The 22339-nt window shown below is 38.2% G+C and carries 16 protein-coding genes, 1 rRNA gene and 2 riboswitches; of the genes, 1 reads left to right on the top strand and 16 read right to left on the bottom strand.

Annotated features, from left to right (window positions below):
* Positions 1-155: 155 nt before the first annotated feature.
* From C1726_RS08940 to C1726_RS08890, 11 genes are all read right to left on the bottom strand, one after another.
* Positions 156-1706: ribosomal RNA gene (locus C1726_RS08940) — 16S ribosomal RNA — on the bottom strand.
* A gap of 391 nt (positions 1707-2097) precedes the next feature.
* Entirely contained in the window at positions 2098-4161 is a 2064-nt protein-coding gene (gene ptsG, locus C1726_RS08935; protein WP_102272810.1) for a glucose-specific PTS transporter subunit IIBC, read from the bottom strand.
* 196 nt (positions 4162-4357) lie between these two features.
* Entirely contained in the window at positions 4358-5686 is a 1329-nt protein-coding gene (locus C1726_RS08930; protein ID WP_102272809.1) for an NCS2 family permease, read from the bottom strand.
* A gap of 264 nt (positions 5687-5950) precedes the next feature.
* Positions 5951-6052, bottom strand: a riboswitch (purine riboswitch).
* A 266-nt stretch (positions 6053-6318) separates the two neighbouring features.
* Positions 6319-7872 carry a glutamine-hydrolyzing GMP synthase gene (gene guaA, locus C1726_RS08925; protein WP_102272808.1) on the bottom strand — a complete coding sequence of 518 codons (1554 nt, stop codon included), beginning with the start codon at positions 7870-7872 and terminating at the stop codon, positions 6319-6321.
* 161 nt (positions 7873-8033) lie between these two features.
* A riboswitch (purine riboswitch) is annotated at positions 8034-8135 on the bottom strand.
* Between the two features lie 34 nt (positions 8136-8169).
* Positions 8170-10374, bottom strand: coding sequence for a transglutaminase TgpA family protein (locus C1726_RS08920; protein ID WP_102272807.1), 2205 nt, complete (start codon positions 10372-10374; stop codon positions 8170-8172).
* On the bottom strand, positions 10374-11588 hold the full coding sequence (locus C1726_RS08915) for a DUF58 domain-containing protein (protein WP_102272806.1): 1215 nt from the start codon (positions 11586-11588) through the stop codon (positions 10374-10376). Before C1726_RS08915 ends, C1726_RS08920 begins: the two co-directional genes overlap by 1 nt.
* Before the next feature lies 1 nt (position 11589).
* Complete coding sequence (locus tag C1726_RS08910; RefSeq protein WP_102272805.1) at positions 11590-12546, bottom strand: AAA family ATPase; 957 nt, start codon at positions 12544-12546, stop codon at positions 11590-11592.
* A gap of 159 nt (positions 12547-12705) precedes the next feature.
* A complete protein-coding gene (locus C1726_RS08905) occupies positions 12706-13074 on the bottom strand; it encodes a DUF4064 domain-containing protein (RefSeq protein WP_102272804.1) in 369 nt (122 codons plus the stop codon).
* 73 nt (positions 13075-13147) lie between these two features.
* Entirely contained in the window at positions 13148-14605 is a 1458-nt protein-coding gene (locus tag C1726_RS08900) for a vWA domain-containing protein (RefSeq protein WP_180968146.1), read from the bottom strand.
* A gap of 24 nt (positions 14606-14629) precedes the next feature.
* On the bottom strand, positions 14630-16075 hold the full coding sequence (locus C1726_RS08895) for a vWA domain-containing protein (protein ID WP_102272803.1): 1446 nt from the start codon (positions 16073-16075) through the stop codon (positions 14630-14632).
* 525 nt (positions 16076-16600) lie between these two features.
* Positions 16601-17413: a DUF2935 domain-containing protein gene (locus C1726_RS08890; RefSeq protein ID WP_102272802.1), complete on the bottom strand. Its 813-nt coding sequence runs from the start codon at positions 17411-17413 to the stop codon at positions 16601-16603.
* Between the two features lie 162 nt (positions 17414-17575).
* Between C1726_RS08890 and C1726_RS08885 the strand changes: the two genes are divergently transcribed.
* Positions 17576-18055: a hypothetical protein gene (locus C1726_RS08885; RefSeq protein ID WP_102272801.1), complete on the top strand. Its 480-nt coding sequence runs from the start codon at positions 17576-17578 to the stop codon at positions 18053-18055.
* Positions 18056-18166: 111 nt separating this feature from the next.
* On the opposite strand, the gene C1726_RS08880 is transcribed toward C1726_RS08885, so the two are convergent.
* The 5 genes from C1726_RS08880 to C1726_RS08855 all read right to left on the bottom strand — a co-directional run bounded on the left by C1726_RS08880 (position 18167) and on the right by C1726_RS08855 (position 22330).
* Positions 18167-18610 (bottom strand): hypothetical protein, encoded by a 444-nt coding sequence (locus C1726_RS08880; RefSeq protein ID WP_102272800.1) that lies wholly within the window; start codon positions 18608-18610, stop codon positions 18167-18169.
* Between the two features lie 17 nt (positions 18611-18627).
* Positions 18628-19467: a polymorphic toxin type 30 domain-containing protein gene (locus tag C1726_RS08875; protein WP_102272799.1), complete on the bottom strand. Its 840-nt coding sequence runs from the start codon at positions 19465-19467 to the stop codon at positions 18628-18630.
* 562 nt (positions 19468-20029) lie between these two features.
* Positions 20030-20440 carry a hypothetical protein gene (locus C1726_RS08870; RefSeq protein ID WP_102272798.1) on the bottom strand — a complete coding sequence of 137 codons (411 nt, stop codon included), beginning with the start codon at positions 20438-20440 and terminating at the stop codon, positions 20030-20032.
* 215 nt (positions 20441-20655) lie between these two features.
* Positions 20656-21033 (bottom strand): hypothetical protein, encoded by a 378-nt coding sequence (locus C1726_RS08865; protein ID WP_102272797.1) that lies wholly within the window; start codon positions 21031-21033, stop codon positions 20656-20658.
* 194 nt (positions 21034-21227) lie between these two features.
* Positions 21228-22330 (bottom strand): IS3 family transposase gene (locus C1726_RS08855; protein ID WP_142385069.1). Its coding sequence is split into 2 segments (ribosomal slippage): positions 21228-22081 and positions 22081-22330, totalling 1104 coding nucleotides; the frame shifts between segments, so codons are not numbered across the junction.
* Between the last annotated feature and the right edge of the window lie 9 nt (positions 22331-22339).

Below are 22339 nucleotides of genomic sequence, written 5' to 3'. Positions count from 1 at the left end.
ATAAGAGAAAACTAAGATGGCGATTACTCGGTTATTCTTCTTTATATACATTATCTAGTTTTCAAAGAACAAATTCATATGAGAGAATTGCTCTCTCAAAACTGAACGAACAATGAAACGTCTTTTAATGAAGTTAGACTTCATTTCATCCTTAGAAAGGAGGTGATCCAGCCGCACCTTCCGATACGGCTACCTTGTTACGACTTCACCCCAATCATCTGTCCCACCTTAGGCGGCTGGCTCCTTGCGGTTACCCCACCGACTTCGGGTGTTACAAACTCTCGTGGTGTGACGGGCGGTGTGTACAAGGCCCGGGAACGTATTCACCGCGGCATGCTGATCCGCGATTACTAGCGATTCCGGCTTCATGCAGGCGAGTTGCAGCCTGCAATCCGAACTGAGAATGGTTTTATGGGATTGGCTAAACCTCGCGGTCTTGCAGCCCTTTGTACCATCCATTGTAGCACGTGTGTAGCCCAGGTCATAAGGGGCATGATGATTTGACGTCATCCCCACCTTCCTCCGGTTTGTCACCGGCAGTCACCTTAGAGTGCCCAACTGAATGCTGGCAACTAAGATCAAGGGTTGCGCTCGTTGCGGGACTTAACCCAACATCTCACGACACGAGCTGACGACAACCATGCACCACCTGTCACTCTGTCCCCCGAAGGGGAAAGTCCTATCTCTAGGATTGTCAGAGGATGTCAAGACCTGGTAAGGTTCTTCGCGTTGCTTCGAATTAAACCACATGCTCCACCGCTTGTGCGGGCCCCCGTCAATTCCTTTGAGTTTCAGCCTTGCGGCCGTACTCCCCAGGCGGAGTGCTTAATGCGTTTGCTGCAGCACTAAAGGGCGGAAACCCTCTAACACTTAGCACTCATCGTTTACGGCGTGGACTACCAGGGTATCTAATCCTGTTCGCTCCCCACGCTTTCGCGCCTCAGCGTCAGTTACAGACCAGAGAGTCGCCTTCGCCACTGGTGTTCCTCCACATCTCTACGCATTTCACCGCTACACGTGGAATTCCACTCTCCTCTTCTGCACTCAAGTCTCCCAGTTTCCAATGACCCTCCCCGGTTGAGCCGGGGGCTTTCACATCAGACTTAAAAGACCGCCTGCGCGCGCTTTACGCCCAATAATTCCGGACAACGCTTGCCACCTACGTATTACCGCGGCTGCTGGCACGTAGTTAGCCGTGGCTTTCTGGTTAGGTACCGTCAAGGTACCGCCCTATTCGAACGGTACTTGTTCTTCCCTAACAACAGAGTTTTACGATCCGAAAACCTTCATCACTCACGCGGCGTTGCTCCGTCAGACTTTCGTCCATTGCGGAAGATTCCCTACTGCTGCCTCCCGTAGGAGTCTGGGCCGTGTCTCAGTCCCAGTGTGGCCGATCACCCTCTCAGGTCGGCTACGCATCGTCGCCTTGGTGAGCCGTTACCTCACCAACTAGCTAATGCGCCGCGGGCCCATCTGTAAGTGATAGCCGGAGCCATCTTTCAGCTTTTCCACATGTGAGGAAAAGAATTATCCGGTATTAGCTCCGGTTTCCCGAAGTTATCCCAGTCTTACAGGCAGGTTGCCCACGTGTTACTCACCCGTCCGCCGCTAATCTTTGGGAGCAAGCTCCCTCAGATTCGCTCGACTTGCATGTATTAGGCACGCCGCCAGCGTTCGTCCTGAGCCAGGATCAAACTCTCCAATAAATTGTGAGTTGATTAGCTCATAAATGTCTTTTTTAAAAAGACAAAAATAATAAATGTTGACGTTCTTGTTCGTTCAGTTTTCAAAGAGCAATATCAAATTAACACCTTCGCTCAAAAGCGACTTTATTAATATATCATTTATCAAATACGGCGTCAACAATTATTTTTAATTTAACTATTTTTATAACGTTGTCAGCGACCGTTTTTATATAATATCACCTTAATACTTATTTGGTCAACTATAATTTTAAAATTAATTTCTAATTACATAAGCCATTAACTCCCCGCCTCATTTTAATGGATATTGATAACAATCTAAAAAAAGAAACCAGTCATCATTGGCGCGACTGGTTTCTCATTTCATAATTGTTCCATTGAAGACTGCTTATGACTACGGCAAAGAAATTGAAATAATTTCTTTCTCCTTTAATTCAACCATACCAGCCTTTTTAATAATAACTGCTTCTCCTTCTTTTAAATTAGTAAACACAATCGGTGTAATAATTGAAGGTGCATGTTTTTTAACGAAATCAAGATCTACACTTAATAACGGCTGCCCCGCATTTACATGGTCATTTTCTTCTACATTTAGTTTAAAACCTTCTCCTTTTAATTTCACAGTATCAATCCCAAAATGAATCAAAATCTCCCTGCCAGAATCAGAAAGAATTCCTATTGCATGTTTGGTTGGAAAAAGATTTATTATTTTTCCGTCAACTGGAGATACCACTATTCCTTCAGATGGAAGAATTGCAAAACCATCACCCATCATTTTCTCAGAAAAAACTGCATCAGGTACTTCCGCAATCGGCATCACTTCACCTTTAATAGGAGAAATAAATATGTCGTTTTCCCCTTCCGTTTGAAGTGCCTCTGGATTTACTTCTTCAATTTGCTGCTTCACACCATCCTCAGGGGCTTTAACAGCTGCACGTGGTCTTTTTCCATTCATAATATCTTTCATTTGTCCTTTAATCGTTTCAGATCTCGGTCCAAAAATTGCTTGTATATTATTTCCTACCTCAAGCACCCCAGCTGCACCAAGCTTTTTTAGGCGGTTTTTATCTACATGATTAATATCATTTACCGATACCCGAAGACGTGTTATACATGCATCAAGATTTGTTATATTGTCTTTTCCGCCCATCGCCTCTAAAACTTCATATGGCAAATCTCCACCTTTGCCAGTATCCGCAGCCTCTTCTTCCTCCTCTAAATCTTCCCGCCCAGGTGTTTTCAGATCAAACTTCCGAATGGCAAAGCGGAAACCAAAGTAATAAATAACAGCAAATACCAATCCAACTGGGATAACAATCCATGCATTTGTCTGCGGATTAATTAAACCAAATAATATATAGTCGATTAGTCCGCCAGAAAAGGTCATGCCAATTTTCACATTTAATAAGTGCATCGTCATAAATGATAGGCCTGCAAAAATCGCATGTATACCAAATAAGACTGGAGCAACAAAAAGGAAAGAGAATTCAAGCGGCTCTGTGATCCCAGTTAAGAAGGAGGTTAGTGCCGCTGAAGCCATAAGTCCGCCAACAACCACTTTCTTTTCTGGACGAGCTTCATGATATATAGCTAATGCAGCAGCCGGCAAACCAAACATCATGAATGGGAACTTCCCTGTCATAAATGTACCTGCTGTTAAGTTTTGAACATTATCAGTAATTTGTTTCATAAATATTTTTTGGTCTCCGCGTACTACTTCACCTGCTTTTGTAACATATTCCCCAAATTCATACCAAAACGGCGAGTAGAAAATATGATGCAGACCAAATGGAATGAGTGAACGTTCAATGACCCCAAAAATAAATGCTGATAAAGTTAAATTAGCATGTACCATATTTTGAGAAAAAGCATTCAGAGCAGTTTGAATTGGCGGCCAAATAATAAGCATTACTAATCCTAGAAGGACCGCTGTACCTGCAGTGATAATTGGAACAAATCTTTTCCCAGCAAAAAAGCCTAAGTAAGAAGGCAATTCAATTTCATAAAATCTATTATATAGAGCTGCTGCAATAATCCCCACAATAATCCCTCCAAACACGCCTGTTTGAAGAGTAGGAACCCCTAAGACATTCGCATAGTTAAGTCCATTCACATCCTCTGCAGTAATGCCCGCTGCAGTTCCCATCGTTACATTCATAATTAAATAGCCAATTATAGCAGCAAGCCCTGCTACACCATCGCCTCCCGCCAATCCAACTGCTACACCTACCGCGAACAGAACAGGCAGATTTCCGAAGACAATATCTCCAGCATTCTGCATGATAGAAGCAACCATTTTCACACTGTTATTATCTAAAAAGGGGGCTATATCAAGCAATGCCGGATTTTTCAGCGCAGCACCTAATGCAAGCAGAATTCCCGCCGCTGGTAAAAGTGCTACAGGCAGCATCAATGCTTTGCCCACCTTTTGTAGTACACCAAAAGCTTTTTTAAACATACTCAAACCTCCCTAAAAATAAACATACACATAACATCCGAACAATAATTCGTCTAAATAAAAAAGCATAAGTCAAAAGAAATAAAAGAAGACTTTATAGGTATCTTACCCAAAAGTCTCCTAATCATTTACTTTCACCTTATGCATGAATATATATAAAACGGAAATCCTTCATCTTGGATCTCCGTTTTTCGTATTATTGCAAGAAAATAAAATATAGAAGGAAGATGAAAAAGAAGAAATACATAATTGGGTGAATTTCCTTTGCTTTCCCTTTCACAATCATTGTAATTGGATAGAAAATAAACCCAACCGCTATACCCGTTGCAATACTATATGAAAGCGGCATTGTAACCATTGTTAAAAAAGATGGAACCGCAATTTCAAATTTCGTCCAATCAATTTTCCCAAGAGAAGATACCATCAACACCCCGACAATAATTAAAGCGGGAGCAGTTACTGCTGACGTAACAACCTCTAATAACGGAAAGAAGAAAAGTGATAAAAGGAAACATCCAGCTGTTACTAAAGAAGCAAATCCAGTTCTCGCACCGGCTGCAACACCAGCAGATGATTCAACAAAAGACGTAACGGTAGATGTACCAAGAACAGAACCAGAGACAGAAGCAATCGAATCAGACAATAACGCTTTACCCGCGCGAGGAAGCTTATTGTCTTTCACAAATCCAGCTTGGTTCGCAACTGCTACCAGTGTACCAGCATTGTCAAAGAAATCTACGAACAAGAAAGTTAATATAATTCCAAGCATCGTCGCTGTATAAAAAGAACTATCACCAAACGAAGAGAATACTGCACCAAAGGTAGGAGCGATGCTTGGCACACTATCTACTACTTTAGTAGGTACGTCTATTAGGGTGAAAATCATTCCAACAATGATCGTAATGACCATCCCATAAAAAACGCCGCCCTTTACTCCCTTAGTCATTAATATAACAGTAACTAAAATACCAAAAATCGAAAGCAATGTATTAGGGTTTGATAAGTCCCCTATTCCAACTAGAGTTGCATCATTATTTACGATAATCCCAGCACTTTGCAGACCAATAAAGGTAATAAACAAGCCAATTCCTGCACCAACTGCATACTTAAGCTCAATTGGAATAGCATTAATTAATTTTTCGCGAAGACCTGTTAACGTTAAAATTAAGAAGAAGATACTAGAAATAAATACGGCACCAAGTGCATGCTGCCACGGAATTCCGCTTCCTAAAATCACCGAGTAGGCAAAAAAGGCATTTAAACCTAAGCCCGGCGCGAGACTGAGCGGGTATCTGGCAACTAAGCCCATGATAATTGAACCAATCGCTGCGGATAATGCTGTTGCAACAAATACCGCACCATAATCCATTCTCAGTGCATCAGGCAAGTCCGGGACATCTTGCAAAGTTAATGTGATCGGGTTTACAACTAGAATATATGCCATTGCTAGAAATGTTGTAAGTCCTCCCATTATCTCGCGTCGATAATTTGTTCCAAGCTCGTCAAACTGGAAATACTTTCTCACTATTACTCCCCCTATTAAGTCTGTTTATTTTCTTTAAAATTACATTCAATAATATATATATTGCAGAACTTAAATGAATAGCCGTTTAATTCACTAAAAATAGAGAATTTTCCAAAAATATTTTGAAGAATAGCTACCTTTCCTATGCTTCAGCAGCCACCAAAAGGAAACAATAAAAAAAACGCTACGGATTTAATGTACCGAAGCGTTGACAAACAAGATTCATGTAAATTGTACAGAATCTGCTTAATTTAAGAAGATCTGCAAAACTTACACTTACCTCGTAGTCAAGCCATTTACGGTAGCTTGGTAGAAACTTTTGGGCCATATTCCCCAGATTATACGACGTAAAACGACAATATTTAATTCTCCTTTATTCTATCAGCAATATATAAGTTCGTCAATAAAAAAAGCGAACATTTTCATGTCCGCTTTAATAATTGTTCGTATTTATGCGGTTATATGCGCTTCCGCTTTTCCTTTTGTCCAGCTACTGCGCCCAACGACTATTGGACTTCCGTTCCCTCCCTATGATAAGTCAACATCGATTCGCTATCGCTCTTCGTGTTTCCTTTATCTCAGTCGGGAGCCGTCCAGTCCATACGTCGTTAAGCAGGGCGCTTCCGCTTTTCTTATTCCCACTCAATTGTTGCTGGTGGCTTGCTCGTAATGTCATAGACTACACGATTAATGTGATTCACTTCATTTACAATCCGTGTTGAAATAATCTCAAGCACATCCCATGGGATTCTTGCCCAGTCAGATGTCATCCCATCAATTGATGTGACTGCACGGATACCGATTGTATAGTCATAAGTTCTAGTATCTCCCATGACACCTACACTTCGGATATCAGGAAGCACAGTAAAGTATTGCCAAACATCTCGGTCAAGACCTGCTTTCTTGATTTCTTCGCGTAAAATATAGTCTGATTCGCGAACGATTTCAAGTTTTTCCTCTGAAATTTCACCTAATACACGAATTCCAAGACCAGGGCCTGGGAATGGCTGTCTCCATACAATTTCGTCTGGAATGCCTAATTCTGTTCCTAGAGCACGTACTTCATCTTTAAACAAAGTGTTTAACGGCTCAATTAACTTGAATTGCATATCTTCAGGAAGCCCGCCAACATTATGATGAGACTTAATTGTCTGCGCAGTTGCCGTCCCACTTTCGATAATATCTGTATAAAGAGTTCCTTGTGCTAAAAATTCAATGCCTTCAAGCTTTGTCGCTTCATCGTCAAACACATATATAAATTCATTTCCAATGATTTTACGTTTCTTTTCCGGATCAGATACCCCTTTAAGCTTGTCCAAGAAACGATCTTGGGCATCCACCTTGATTACATTCATATGGAAACCATCAGCAAATGTCTTCATTACACTATCAGCTTCCCCTTTGCGAAGAAGACCATGATCAACAAAAATACAAGTCAGCTGATCACCGATTGCTTTATGAATAAGAACAGCAACAACGGAAGAATCTACGCCGCCGCTTAATGCACAAAGCACCTTTTTATTTCCAACTGTCTGACGGATTTTTTCCATTTCTACTTCAATAAAGTTTTCCATCGACCAGTCGCCTTTGCAAGCGCAAATGCCAAAAACAAAATTCTTTAATATATCGTTTCCATAAACAGAATGAAGCACCTCTGGATGGAATTGTACCGCATATAAGCCTTTTTCTTCATTACTCATTGCTGCAATTGGACAAGATGGGTTTGTTCCATCAACCGTAAAACCTTGAGGCGCTTCTACTACTAAATCGCCATGGCTCATCCAAACCGTTTGTTCATCAGGCAGATCCGCAAATAGCTTGGATTGATTTTCAAGCTTTAGTAACGCCTTTCCATATTCACGCTGCTTTGCTTTTTCCACCTTGCCGCCAAAGTGCTTTGTCATTAACTGCATGCCGTAGCAAATGCCAAAAATCGGGAGTCCAAGGTCAAATATCTTTTCATCACAATGAAAAGCTCCCTCTTCATATACACTGTTCGGACCGCCGGAAAAGATGATTCCTTTTGGATTTAACTGTTTAATTTCTTCAGCTGTAATCGTATGTGGATGCAGTTCACTATATACACCAAATTCTCTAATTCTGCGTGTAATTAGTTGATTATACTGGCTTCCAAAATCCAATACAATTATCATTTCCTGATTGTTCCATTCTGTTTTCCCCGTCACACGGTTCACCTCATTATATTAATTAAATTCTTTTAAACATATTTTTATTGTTCACTTTTTTGCATAAAAATATCTTAAAAACTAGTTAAATAAACAAAAAACCAGAATTCTCCCTCACATTATGGCGAAGGCAGAATTCTGGTTCCTAAAAAGAAATAGCAAAAAGAATCATCTGCCTTCATAGTCAGATCATTTACGGTGATCTGGTAGAAACTTTCGAACCATATTATCGAGGATATATGAAGGATACATTTAGTTTTTAATTAAACCTATTGTATCAACAGGTCATTTTTCTGGTCAAGCTATTGTCTTTTTAATTAAATTTTCCCATAATTCCTTCGTTTCCTTCCAGCTTCCCTTTTGGAGATTTCCCCGGTAGACTAGCTGTTCATATCGAGCGGTTAACCTGCCCATTTCTCTTGTTGAGAAGAACTGATCGACATAGTCAGCATAATCTCTAAGTGTTTGACCATCTTTTCGATGCAAACCGTATCGGTTTAATTCTCTTAGAAGCAGCAAATAAGCCTTTTGGAAGTTTTCATCTTTTCTTGTCCATTTGAATCTCCAAGTTAAATAATACGGAAGCCACCTGCCACGGATTCGATAAATGACGAAGGCAAGGACAGCTAGAACAAAAATAACCATAGCAGCCCATTTCCAATAAGCCGCAAAGAAGTTTTTTATTGGAACAAACAACGTATCAAAAGAACTTTCAGAAGAAGCCGCTTCTTCCTCGTTATTCTCTTCTAATTCAGGCTTTTCCTTTTCCACTTCTTCTGGCTCCATTGCTGGCTGCTGGTCAAGGCTTTGTGAAGCCGTATCGAAATTATATTGAACACTATTCGTAAAGCCTTGCGTTGGTTCAAACGGCACCCATCCAATTCCCGGAAAGAAGACCTCCACCCAAGAGTGAGCATTGTTATTCGTAATTTCAAACTGCCGGTTTCCTGATTCACTTATTCCTTGGTATTCACCTTCTGTATACCCTTTCACCCATCTTGCTGGAATTCCGATAGACCTTGCCATTACGACCATCGAAGTGGAAAAGTTATCACAATATCCGCGTTTTGTATCAAATAAAAACTGATCCACATAATCTTCATCTTCACTAGGAACAGCCACATCTTGCTGATCATACGTAAACCCTGATCTGCTAAAATAACTTTCTAGCTCCCGCGCCTTCTCAAACCAGGAATCTTTCCCATCTGTAATCTCTTTAGCTAACTCCTGGATCCTTGGTGGCAAATCCTCAGGAAGCTGTGTATATCTGCTGATCAATTCATCATTTCCAGCTATATTCTCATCTGAACTAGCATCCTTTAGTGCCGTTACACTGTACCTGGGAACTGTATAATCGAGTGTATATTGTTTAATTGGAGCAGGACTATCCCCTTCTAAAGAATGAATTTTCTCAGTTACCATTTCTAACTCAAAGGAGTAAAACGGAGCGGCATTAATTTTCCTTAAGCCCAAAGGATAAATAATATGCGAATCATTTGTCATTGCATTTACTGTACTTGATTCCTTAACTATTTCAACACCTTCTCCAATAAGAAAAGACGTTATTGGAATTTTATCAAAATAAAAAGGTTGTCTTACCTCTCTTGAATCAGATGTAATCCATCCTTTCCCTGTATATACATCCTTCGTCTCCACTTTCCAATAATGACGTGACTCAGTCTCCACAGTGAAAACAACTTGATTATCACCTATGAAAGGTCCGCCAAGACTAGAATCATCTAGTCCATACCCGATTCTCTGAACCCCGGTGCCTTCGCCGCTACCTTTCCCATATGACGTTAAATATGGAACAGGATCAGGCCAAATGGGTTCTGCTTTCGGAGCTGCAAGACCAAAACCTACACTTACAACAATCATGGTAACTAGAGGAACCATCCATTTTCGCGAAAGATTTGTCTCCCTTGCCATTCCTTCTTTATCTAGGAGCCTGAAGAAGGTTAGCATCCCTAATACAGCAAACCCTGAAATAACTGTTCGTACAATCGCCAATCCGGCTTCATATGATGTAAAAGTATCTAACACCGTAATATAGACCAACGTCATGAAAAAAAATATAAATAGCTGCTTACGATTTATTAACCAGTATTGAATCAAATATGTCATGAGCCAAAGAAGAATAAAAAACAAAAAGCTTCTGAAAAGATTGCTTAAATTAGACCAATCTCTTGCAATAAGAGACTGAAAGCTCTCAAAAAAATCGGTAAAAAATATGGATACCCATTCAAATTGTAAAAAGGCTTTGTCGATATATAAAAAGTATAAAGCAGCAAAAATAAATATCCATTTTATGAATCCGCCAATTAAAACAGGAGTCCCTGTGAACGAGAGCAAAAGGGAAATGAAAATAAATAAGAGAAATACCCAGATATTCGAAGTATCAGTTAACTGTTCAAGCGGCCTAAGCCATTCCCAAAGCAGTAAAAAGCCAAAAATATACATGATAAGAGTCATAAAGTCCTTCTGTACCTTCCTAGATGTCATTAACGAATCACCTCCGAAAATACAGAGGAAAAATGTCCGTCATGCACCATGACTATACGTAATCCTCTCGCGTTTGCAGCAGCTTTTAAAGAAAGCTCATTCTGCGATAGAAATTCCTTTTCATTCTTCAATAGAAAAATAGTTACAGCTCCATTTTTCGAAGTAAACCTTCCTGCTTTTTCTATCAAACTTCTAGTCAATTGTGCCGTAATAAGCATCATATTATTGCTTTGAAGCAGGAGATTATGTTCCATTTCGAGCACACGATCAAACGCAACAGGACTGCTATCTTTAACCTTAGCTAAATGATAAAATAGCTGCTGCTGCTGATTTTCTCCGCCTCTAACCGGGAAAGCAATACGCTCAGACGCAGATGATAGAAAGCCGATATGGGCCCCTTTTAAGAGGATCGCCTTTATAACTGAGGCTGAAAAGGAAACAATCGCCTCAAAATGACTGTCAGGTGCACAATCCATTAGAATATACACATCATGCGATTGTCTTTGCTCAAATTCCTTTGTCATAATATCATTCCGCTTTGCGGTTGCCTTCCAATTAATCCAAGAAAAGCGATCGCCTGGCTGATATTCTCTAATGCCAATCGCCATCGTTGTATCCCGCTGCACACGTTCTTTCGAGGCAGTCATCCCCTGATCATATTGATTTTCCATAGTTTTATAGATAATTTCCTCATATGAGGGATAAACAAGTATCTTATCTTCTGCTTGAAGTTGTCTTTCCTTTTCAATCAGTCCAAGAAGGTCACCTGTTTTCATACGAATATTCCGAAAAGCATGTTCACCTCTAGGCAGTTTATCCACTTGATATTCCCAAGTGATTTCTTTACGGATCCCTGGGATTAACATTACTTTCGATCGATTGCCCTGCTGCGAAAAGAAGAGAGGGTCGCTAATACAATCTTCCACGACTAGAAAAAACAATGGAAATGCCGATTTTCTCCTCATTGTTATGGTGATCTTTAATGTTTCTCCTGCATTATATTCGCTCTTAAGGAAGGATCTTTCCATCTCAAAATGACCCATCGGATAAAAAGCAAGGACGAGTGCATAAAGAGCAAATGGAAGGAAGCTATAAAATAAAAACCAGCTGACAAACCCGCCCTGAAACATGGCGTAAGAAAAAGTAATCGCTATAAGCAAAAATAAAACAATTAGTTTCCATACTTTTTTAATGACTGAAAAGAACCGTTTCATATTATTTCACTAGCCTTCGCACTGGAACAGGTACTCTAGAAACCACACGATCAACTACTTCCTCCGCGCGAATCCCTTCAAATTTCGCCTCTGATTTTAAAATAATCCGGTGGGCAAAAACAGAAGGAGCTAAATATTGAATGTCATCAGGAAGAACATAATCTCTGCCATACATAAATGCATAGGATTGCGCCGCTTTCATTAAGGCAATGGATCCTCTTGGGCTTACCCCAAGATAAACACTTGCATGTGCCCTCGTCCGACTGGCCAATTCAACGATATAGCGCTTAATCGTATCATCCACATGCACTTCTTTAATTTGTGTCTGCAGCTCTCTTAATTCTTTCAAATCGATAACTGGCTCCAGCTCATCAATAGGTCTTACTTTCTGCACCCGATTTAAAACTTCTATCTCATCAGCCATATCGGGATAGCCCATTTTCATTTTTAATAAAAATCGATCCAGCTGGGCTTCAGGAAGTGGATATGTCCCTTCATACTCAATCGGATTTTGAGTTGCCATAACAAAGAAAGGCTTTTCAAGCTTGTGTGTAACTCCATCAATTGTCACACTGCTTTCTTCCATTCCTTCGAGCAAGGCGGACTGCGTTTTCGGAGATGTACGATTAATTTCATCAGCTAAAATAATATTCCCCATAATAGGTCCTGGTCTAAATTGGAATTCCATTTCCTTTGGATTATAGATGGACACACCTGTAACGTCTGACGGCAGCAAATCGGGTGTAAATTGAATTCTCCTAAAGTTTGCACCAACTGACTTTGCCAGTGCACGCACCATCATTGTTTTCCCGACACCTGGGACATCCTCAAGCAACACATGCCCTTCTGCAAGCAAAGCAATGATACTTAATTCCGCTACACTTCGTTTCCCAATCATTACTTTCTCTATATTTTCCAATATCTTATCTATCATCGGGTGTATATGTTCATGAGTCATAAAGATCCTCCTGTTTTCTGCCCTATTTTTCTACTTTCATCCATCTATTTAATTCGATATTTTTTGCCGAAATCCTGCGGAAATAAAAATTCCCTGAAAGGGAAATCCTTTCAGGGATATTTTATTTGTATACTTTTAATATAGAAACTTCCAAATCGTTTAAATTATCTTCTCTTCAAATTCTTTATTGTTCATTTCCATATTGCTTCTCAAACCAAGGGCTCCTGCAATGATGTAGAGTACACTCGGTACAAACATAAGAAAAATGGATATCGGAAATGATATGACGCCGCATGTAATCATTAAACCGCCATAAAGTTTATTATCCATTCGATTTACCAGACAGCTCATGATTAACGCGCCTATTTGGATAATAAAAAAGACAAAACTAATGATGCCAACCACCCAAGCGGCACCTGGATCATCAGCTACAAACCCTGCAAAGCTAAAAAAGAAACCGACTAATGACAATAGTATGCCTATAATTCCCCCGACTAACCCTAATACAAATTCCGCTGTTCTATTCATATACTCCTCCTGTTACACACAACAATCTACAATAAGATGACTATCTTATAAAAAATAAGCAATTCCCTTTATCCTATTCACTCTCTAACTCTTTATACCACTTATCCTTCCACGCCTGCACCTTTGCATCAATTTCTTCTTGAGCCTTTCTCGCTTCTGTATCTTTTTCCTCTTTTAGCTCTTTAAAGTGATCACTGCGTAATGCACGCATTTCCTCTGCCTTTTCAGATACTTCCGTTCCATCTTCACGACTAATCAGTTTATTATCCTGTAAATAATGAACTGCCTTTTTTATTCTGCTAGCTTCCCGCTCAGATGCTTGATAAAGCGGTCCATAAACATTGAGCAGTCTTTCTTTTTGGTCTACATAATCATGCAGCTCTACCCCTTGTGTCCCAATCAGCTGAAATATACTTGGTTTCCATTTCTTTAAAATAACATCCTCAAACTCTGATTTATCACGAACAGTGGCATAGTTACCGCCACCAGCTTCAGCAACTTGCTTAAGCTGCTTCTGCCCTTCATCATCAACATCAAATCCAATAATATTTACCTTTGCCTCAATATTGCTTTCATTAAGTTTTTTGGCTGCCTCAATTGGGTTTCCATCACATGTTTCAATTCCATCACTTACGATATAAACAATATTTTTATATTCCTCGTTCGGATAACTAGATAGAAGTTCATTTGCTTTCTCAATCGCTCCCGCCAGTGGCGTCCAGCCGCTTGCTTGAAAAGAATCCATGGCTTTATTAAATGCAGCTTCTTCATATAAGCTTAATGGATAGAGAGCATCAATGGACTTACATGACTTTTCTTTGTCAGAATCCTTTCCGGTACCAATATGGCCATAAGCAAAAAGAGAAACATTCACATCCTCTTCCAGCTGATCTGTAAATTGCTTAATCGTCTCCTTGGCTAAATCCATCTTCACTCCACCATTAACACTTGCTTTCATACTTCCACTCGCATCCATTAAGATGACTACATTTGTTTTCTGTTTTTTAGCAATTTCAATTTCAATTTCATCTTCTCCTTCTGGAAGATCAGGCATGACATAGCCATGTTCATAAGTAACTAATTGGTCATAATAGGATTGATATTGACCTGATCCAAGCTGATAAACCAAATAATCATATATTTGATCGCTCGTTAAATCTTTATTTTCTTTAAAGTATTCCTCCAGCTCTTTGTTGACGATTGGCTGAAAGGTCTCATCAATAAAATTTCTATATTGAAAGTAATCCAGCCCATCCAAAACTTCTAATTCAGGATCGATATGCTGTTCTACTAATACACCAGGTTTCTGGGCAATCATAGCCTCTAAATCAGTCGCAGCTGGCGGGGCTTTTTCCTCAGCTTCTTTCGTTTCAGCTATTTCTTCTGAATCTTCCTTTTCAGCCTTTTGAATCGGTTTCTCCACTTCTTCATTCCCAGAGGGCTTTGCTTTGTCTGAGCATCCTGAAAGAAAACATAAACATAGAATCATTATCAGACTGCCTGCTAAAAAATAACTGCGTTTTCTTCGCATTTCCTGTCCTCCTTATTAGTAATCTTATTGTTTATTTTCCGCTCGTAATTGTTCCATCCGTTCAGCCCAATCATTGATTTTCTTATCAATTCGATTGACTTCATCATCAATTTCCTTTAATTTTTGTTCTTTTAATTGATCTGTAAGCTGGTTTAAACTCTTCCCACGCTCCTCAATTTTCCCTATTAACTTCTCTTTTTGTTCCTCTGTAATTAGTCCCTCAGCAAACATGACGTTTGCAGCTCCCATAAACCTTCCTTGCTCCACATTAATTGCCTGTGAAATTTTTAATGCCATTTTGTGTATATCCATATTCATCCATGCAACCGTAAATGTTCCCTTAGGTGTGGACCACTGCTTTCCGATAATATCAATTAGACCCGGCGGTACCCATTTTTGAATAACAGTGCTCTTTAGCTCCTCCGTATTTTTCGCCGAGAAATATGCACCTTGTCCAGCTTCCGCAACAGCTTTTAGTTGATTCTCTTGCTTTTCATCGACATCAAATCCAATAATATTTACTTTACGATTTTCATGCCCTTGTACAAATTGCTTTGCTTCAGTTATAGGATCTCCATCACACGTTTCTGCGCCATCGCTTACTATATAAAGAGTGATCTCCCCTTCGAGCGATTGACTAACTTCATATGCCTTTTTAATTGCACCTGCTAAAGGGGTCCAGCCTTTCGCTTCGACACCATCAACTGCCTGATAGAAACCTTCCTCTTCATATTTTTGCAGCGGATAGACCTCATCTATTGTAGTACACGACAATTCCTTATCCTTATTTTCCTGTGTTCCTGCATGCCCATAAACATAGAGAGAAACCTCGCTAGCCGAACCAATTGTTTTTGCAAAGCTTCGGACAGCGCTTTTAGCGATTTTCATCTTCTGCTCACCATCTACGTTCAGCAGCATACTTGAGCTTGCATCTAACATGATGATTGCTTTTGAGGGAGCTGCCTTCTCTTGAACTATTTCTTCTGAAACTTTCTCAGGTTCAGGCAAATATGGTTCGTCAAATTCAGGCTTAAATGCCAGTAACTCATTTACCACTTGCTGATACGCACTGTTGCCAATGTAATAAATAAGAGATTGATAAAGCTGATTCACATCATCAGTTTCACCTGCTACTGAGCGCAAATGCTCAGTTAACTCACTCTCAATTCCTTCTAACGTATGCAGACTTGGCCAGGACGCTGTTTCTTTTTCATAGGAAAAATCCGCTGTAAGTTTGCCAGGCTGTGAGTTTGCAAAGTCTTCTATCGTTTCTGGGACTTTTACTGTCTCTATTTCTGTTAATATATTGTCTTTTTTTACCTCTTCCTTTTTCTGAGCATTTCCAGATCCCTCTTGTACAGCCTTCTCTGTTTCCGCTTTAGGCTTTTCATTACTTACTTCATTCTTATCCGAACAGCCCGAAAGAAATAGCAATAAAATTGCAATCATTGAAATTGTCCGTTTGAACACTTTTCCACCTCAATTAATGTTTTATAAAATTATATTACAGGATTCCCCAACAACTTTTCTCAAAATATACAAAAACAGGAAATAAGTTATACGGATAAATTCACCACTTCTAGGAAAAAAGATCGATTTACCATTTGTATTTAATAGGTGTAAATAAACAAAACCCTTGAAAGGCATTAAGCTAGTCAAGGGTTTTCATTTTAATATAGTAATATTCACCTAAAATTTAAGATTACCTGCCTTCCATTGTCTAAGAGTATCTTGCAGAAAACATTCATGAGCATCCGCTCACAACCAAGTATGTAAACGTCGGTCTGCCTAATTTCTCTGCGCTGGTTATTACTTCGTACATAAAGGCTTGTTCAATTATTCAGACCGGCCAATGACTTTTCACATAGAAAAAGGCATGACCCCTATTTTCTCTGTTAATTTTCTAGCGTCTGTACTGCCTTGACGCTTTCATTATTGCACAGATACTCCCACTGCAATTCTAGATTCCCTTGAAAAAACTACTTTAAAGGTGATTCAATAAAATAATCTTCTTAATGAGCATTGACTGGCTTCTTGCTGCAACTCGGGAGCATAGTGGCTTAGCTTTTTTATAAAATAACAAGTCTCAGGAAAATGATGTATTAGAAAGCGCAACGTTTCCTTATTTAAAAGCTTGTTTTCTCGATATTTCATTGTCATAGCGTAGATAAATCCGCTCATTTCGAGTGTAGTTTTTCCAACTTCTAAAGCGAAGTCTGTTTGTCTTGCAAAACCCGGCTCTTTAAACCGTAAATACCCTTTAAAATGATGATTTTGTACAATGAATGCCTGATATTTGCCGATATATAAATCTGCTTGTTTGGATACCATAATTTCAATCGGATCTAGTAGATTTTTAAATAAAACCGCATGTCCCAGCTGGTCCTCCAGCCACAAGTCCATTAAATCGATTAGGCTTAGAGGAACTGGCTCTGTTCCTTTTACCAAGAAAGATAAAATTCTTAAATATTCCTGGTTTTCACTTAGTGTTCCATTCAGATAAGTTGGGGACAAATTTAAATTTACTGCATTCTCAATCCGAAGGGCTTGAAGTGTCCCCTCGAAATCAAAATACCCTTTCACAACGGGCCAAGTCCTTCTTGAAAAGTCTATTAATTCAGGGTTGTTATACAAAATTGCAGGTGACAAACGATTCAATTGTTTCAGCAAATCATCAAACAAATGAATATACTGCTCAGCAGTTTGGACATATTCGACCTCACTCACTGATAAATGATCCCGAACAAAATAAGCATGGTCCTGGAGAATCTCTAACCAAAATAAATGTTCTTCCCATATTGAAATCATTTCTCCCTCCCCCTTCCAGCTGTACCTTATAATAAATGTTATTGCTGTGCCTAGAAAAACTGAACTATTAAGTTGGAAAATCATTATTAATATTTATTCACATAAATATGCATGAAAAAGGAAAATATATATGTATATCATTTTTTAAAGGGAGAATATTAGTTGAAAAAGGCAGATAAACTACTGATGATTTTAATGGGTGCTTTACCTTGGCTTACTATTTGGTTTATTGGCAAGGGAACCCTAAAAAGATTTTTGCCGGGTAGTATTTTTATGAGTTTGTATCTTATTGCAGAAGGTAGATTTGCGGAAAAGAAGAAATGGTGGTGGTTCCCCTACTCAGTCAAACCTAATGTTTTAGCAGAATTGCCATTAATATTTGGTCCTTTTTTAGTGGGTTCTCTTTGGATTTTAAAATACACCTATGGAAAATTTAATCTATTTCTTTTGGTAAATATACTTATTGATTCTTTTTTTACGTACTTTGGTTTAAATTGGTTTAAAAAAATAGGGTATGTCTCTTTAGTTCGGTTAAATAAATTTCAATTATCCATTGTATTTTTAATAAAATCGCTTATATTATATGGGTTTCAAATGGTTTACGAAAAGTGCTACCCTTTATCAAAGGATTCGCCTTCGTGAATTTTCACTCCTTTACAAAAAAAGTGAAGGTCATTTCTCCTTCACTTTTTCTAATAAATATTTTTTAATTATCGTTTATTCATACAGCTTCCTTACCTAGGATAATCCTCCTTACTTCTTTTTAAAGGATCTGAATTCCAATTCAGTAATGGCTTCCTGTGCCGCTTCGTGTATTTCTGCATTAGGGTGTTTAAGATATGAGTTTAAGATGGATAAATATTTTTCATTACCTGAAAAACCAAAAAACGATAATACATACAATAGATCTTCTACTTCAAAGGAAGAACAAAAAGGCAATAAAACATCTAGTAATACATCCCCGGCAATATCCTTATAAACAATAGCGTTGTTGACAGTATGGAGTATGCTTTCTTTTAGAGAGGTATTATTTTCAAAAACTACATTTGATAATAAGAGATTTACGCCTTCTATAACCTCACTTTTATCCAAACTATCATCATATTCAAAGAGATCTCCAATTTTTTCAATACTTCTTTCCTTCTCTTCCTCGTTACTTAATAAAAATATATTTGTTATTTCATCTATTATATTCATTTTTTTATTTACTCCTACTAATACTTTGGATTTTTTATAGGGATATGCGTTCGATTTGCTAAATCCTCATTATAATAAGGACTATTTTCATTGGTTATGCCTGGAGGTTGAAACTCTCCTGTAAGTGGGTCCAAATATTTCTTTCCTTGTTGAACCCTGACAATCCAATTATTTTTCGCATTACTTCCATCAGGAGCTGATGCATCAGGTCCATGGATTCTAACCCTCATTGTTTTCCCATCATCGCTCCACTTATACTCAAATCCTTCTGTTACCTTCCCTTCAACAGGAGTTAATTCTCTTCTAGTAGCATTCTTCGGTATCCTAGATAAAACTTCATCAATTGTTGCGCCTTCCAGCTTAGTGAAATCTCCCACTGCACCAGTGCCAAGTTTAGATACATCTTCACCATATTTACCCTTCGTGTCTTCATTCTCCCCATCCGGGTCCTCATCGTTTCCATTAAAATTGTTTTTTAAATCCCCCGTCACTTGATCAATCGATTGATTAATTTCATTCGCCTTTTTATCTTCATTACCCGCTTCAGTGGCAAATGTTTGGACCCCATCATCAACCGCACCGAACAATTCGGCTATCGAGCTTTTTATGCTTTCAAATTTCTTTTTGATCTTTGAACCAGTTTCTTGAAAATCCTCACCGACGGATTCAAACCAGGAGATGATAGAGTCCCACCAATCGCCTCCATCACTAATACTTGCACTAACGGAATGTAATCCCCCGCTTGTAAAATTGAAAAACGGTGTTTTCTCTTGTGCAGATACTTCCGATGAATGGAAGGAAAACAGGATAATAACTAAAAATAATGGGATCAATCTAGATAAATAGTTTTTCCTCATTTCTCTCAATCCTTCTACTAATTATTTCTGAACCTAATAAATGAGCAACTAATGGAAAATGTTTACTTATCTATTTATTATCACCTGTTTATAATCTGGTCAAATTCCCGTATTCATCCGAATTAACATCATACAACAACATTCTTCCTATCAATCTATCGAGTCAGGATTTTTTTATGAAGCAATTTTACTATTAACAGACATAATACCTATGAATAATTATCTAAAAAACACACGATTCCCTAACTGCTTCATCTGCTTCTCTTGAAAAATACTTATTTAGCAGGTCTTAAGTATTGTTCTCTCGACAAAAAACGTAAAGATTATTAATCATCGGTATTAAATAATAAAACTTATTTCTCTACCACTTTATACAGTTACTGCCACCCTCCAAATTTTTCAATATCCTGTATTAGCTCCTGTATGTTTACCACCTTTAGCTTGTTATTGGTTGAATGATAAGTTCACTCTTCACCCTCTCTCCAAAAAAGAAACCTTGAGAGGCAATAAGCCATTCAAGGTTAAAAGTACTAAAATGATAAACTAATTATCGAAAATTTTACTATTTATCCCGCCAAATATCCTCTATCATCATATTTAAATTCTTTGCATATCGATATTTAGCAATTGGATCATCTGCATTTTCATGGTAGAACAATCCCACTACAATATCTTTGCTTGGATTACACACAACAGCACTAACTCTACCTTGTCTCCAAGTCCTAGGCAACATTTGCCCTTTTAAACTAATAAATAGATTTTCGATACTTTGTTTATCACCAAATAAATTCTTCGCTATTGGGGAGTATTCCAACTCACTTATTTCACCTATACTTTCAACTTCATCATTTTCCATATTTGCTACAACCGTATAAATAATATTATTTTGAGTTACTATTTCTATTAACCTTCTTGGAATCATTTTAATCACCTGCCTATTAAAATCCTGGATCGATCCATACATCAGGTTCAATTTCTATTAATCCTTAACTTTTCCAATACTCCGATTTTTTTCATCTAGACTATTTCCGGCTTTCCATACTATTAAATATTGATTGTTTCTTGAATTTCTAGGAGTATCGCTTTATCAATGTCTTGTCTTCGGCTAATAGAATCTTTAATTTTTTGAAATCCGTTCTTTAAACCCAAGTTTACAACAATCGACAAATTCATATCTGCATCATTCTTCTATATTGTTAAGTCATATTCTAACTTTTCCTCATCCCAAACAAGGTCATGATCATCTACATGTACATGCCATTCAGCGCCTTCTATGCCATTTCGAATGTCCGCAAGCAATGATGCCCAATGATCCACCCCATCAAAAATTGCATTTTCACTATTATCTGGTAATTCAGTTGAACCCTCAAAAATCACATCAGGATCTATCAGATTTTTTGGATCATAGATATAAAAGCTTGTCCAATTATGGCCTACTCCACTCTTCAAGTATTCTTCTATTTCCTCATCAACGGAGTACCTTTCCATTAATTGATTAATTGCATCTTGTTCAGCTTGGGTAAGTTTTTGTTTGCGTGTTGCAGTGTAATAAATTGAAGAACTCATCTTGAAACTCCTCTCTACACTAAAAATTTTTTATTAGTTATATAGGTGAATACATTCCTATTAATTCACGTTTAAAATCCTCGTACATTTCAAAGGCAATCTTCATGATTTCTATTAGTTCTTCATAGCTCTGAAAGAATAATGTAGGAATTCCTTCTATATCATTTGATAATAATTGGTATGTCAACACTAAACTAGACAATTTTTTTAAGGTGTCTTTGCTTATAATCAATCGGACTTTCATATCCGAGGGTTCCGTGAATTCTTATGCTATTAAACCAGTGAATATAGTCCTGTAATTCCCTTGATAATTCTTCTAAACTACTAAAATGTCTGCACTTCACAAACTCTGTTTTGATGATTTTAAATGTCGCTTCAGCTACTGCATTATCACTTAAGGACCGTTGTATATTAAAAGTCTTTACAGCATCATCAATCAATTTATTTTTAAATTCATTTCCACGATCCGTATGAAAAAGCTGTATCTTATTAAGATCGACCTTGATAGAAGCTAGCGCACGATAAACGAGTAATGCATCTTTATTGGACCCTGTACTAAAACCGACGATTTCCCGATTAAAGGGATCGACAAAGACACATACGTAGTTCCATTTTTGGTTGACTCTTACGTACGTTAAATCGCTAACGATTGTGGTCATTTCTTGTTCCTGATCAAATGCACGATTCAGTTCATTCGTTTGTTCTGATTCATTACAGGATTTTGCATGTGGTTTAAATTGTGCGATTGTGTATGAAGAAACTAGACCCTGTTCCTGCATGATGCGCCCAATTCTTCGCCTGGAAACAATATGACCGCGCCTTTTTAATTCTACTTTGATTTTACGTGTTCCATAGTTCTGACGGCTTGCGTGAAAAATATCGATTACATCAGAGGTTACGAGATCCTCTGATACTCTTTCTTTTGCTTCATAATAATAAGTACTTCTAGGAATTTGTAGGACTTTGCACATTGCTGATATCGAGTATTTATGTTGATTATTCTTGATTACATTTACTTTCGTCCTAGTATCAGTGCGGCTTGCTTTAAAATGTCATTTTCCATTTCTAGTTGCTTGTTTCTTTTTCGGAGTTCCATCAATTCTTTTTGTTCATCTGTTAAATTGTCTTTCTCTTTAAAAGAACCTGATTTTTGACTCTTGCTCACCCACTTGTCTAAAGAAGAAGGTGTAAGATCATATTCACGAATATTCTCTTTTCTTGGCTTTCCATTTTGGTACAGCTGCACGATCTGTTGCTTAAAATCTTCAGTAAATGTTCGGCGTTCTCTTTTGGCCATGTAGATTCT

Source organism: Cytobacillus massiliigabonensis (assembly GCF_900199725.1).
In the GTDB taxonomy this organism is placed as follows: Bacteria; Bacillota; Bacilli; order Bacillales; family Cytobacillaceae; genus Cytobacillus; species Cytobacillus massiliigabonensis.
Note: the sequence above shows the minus strand (reverse complement) of the source record. Positions and strands in the feature narration are given on the sequence as shown.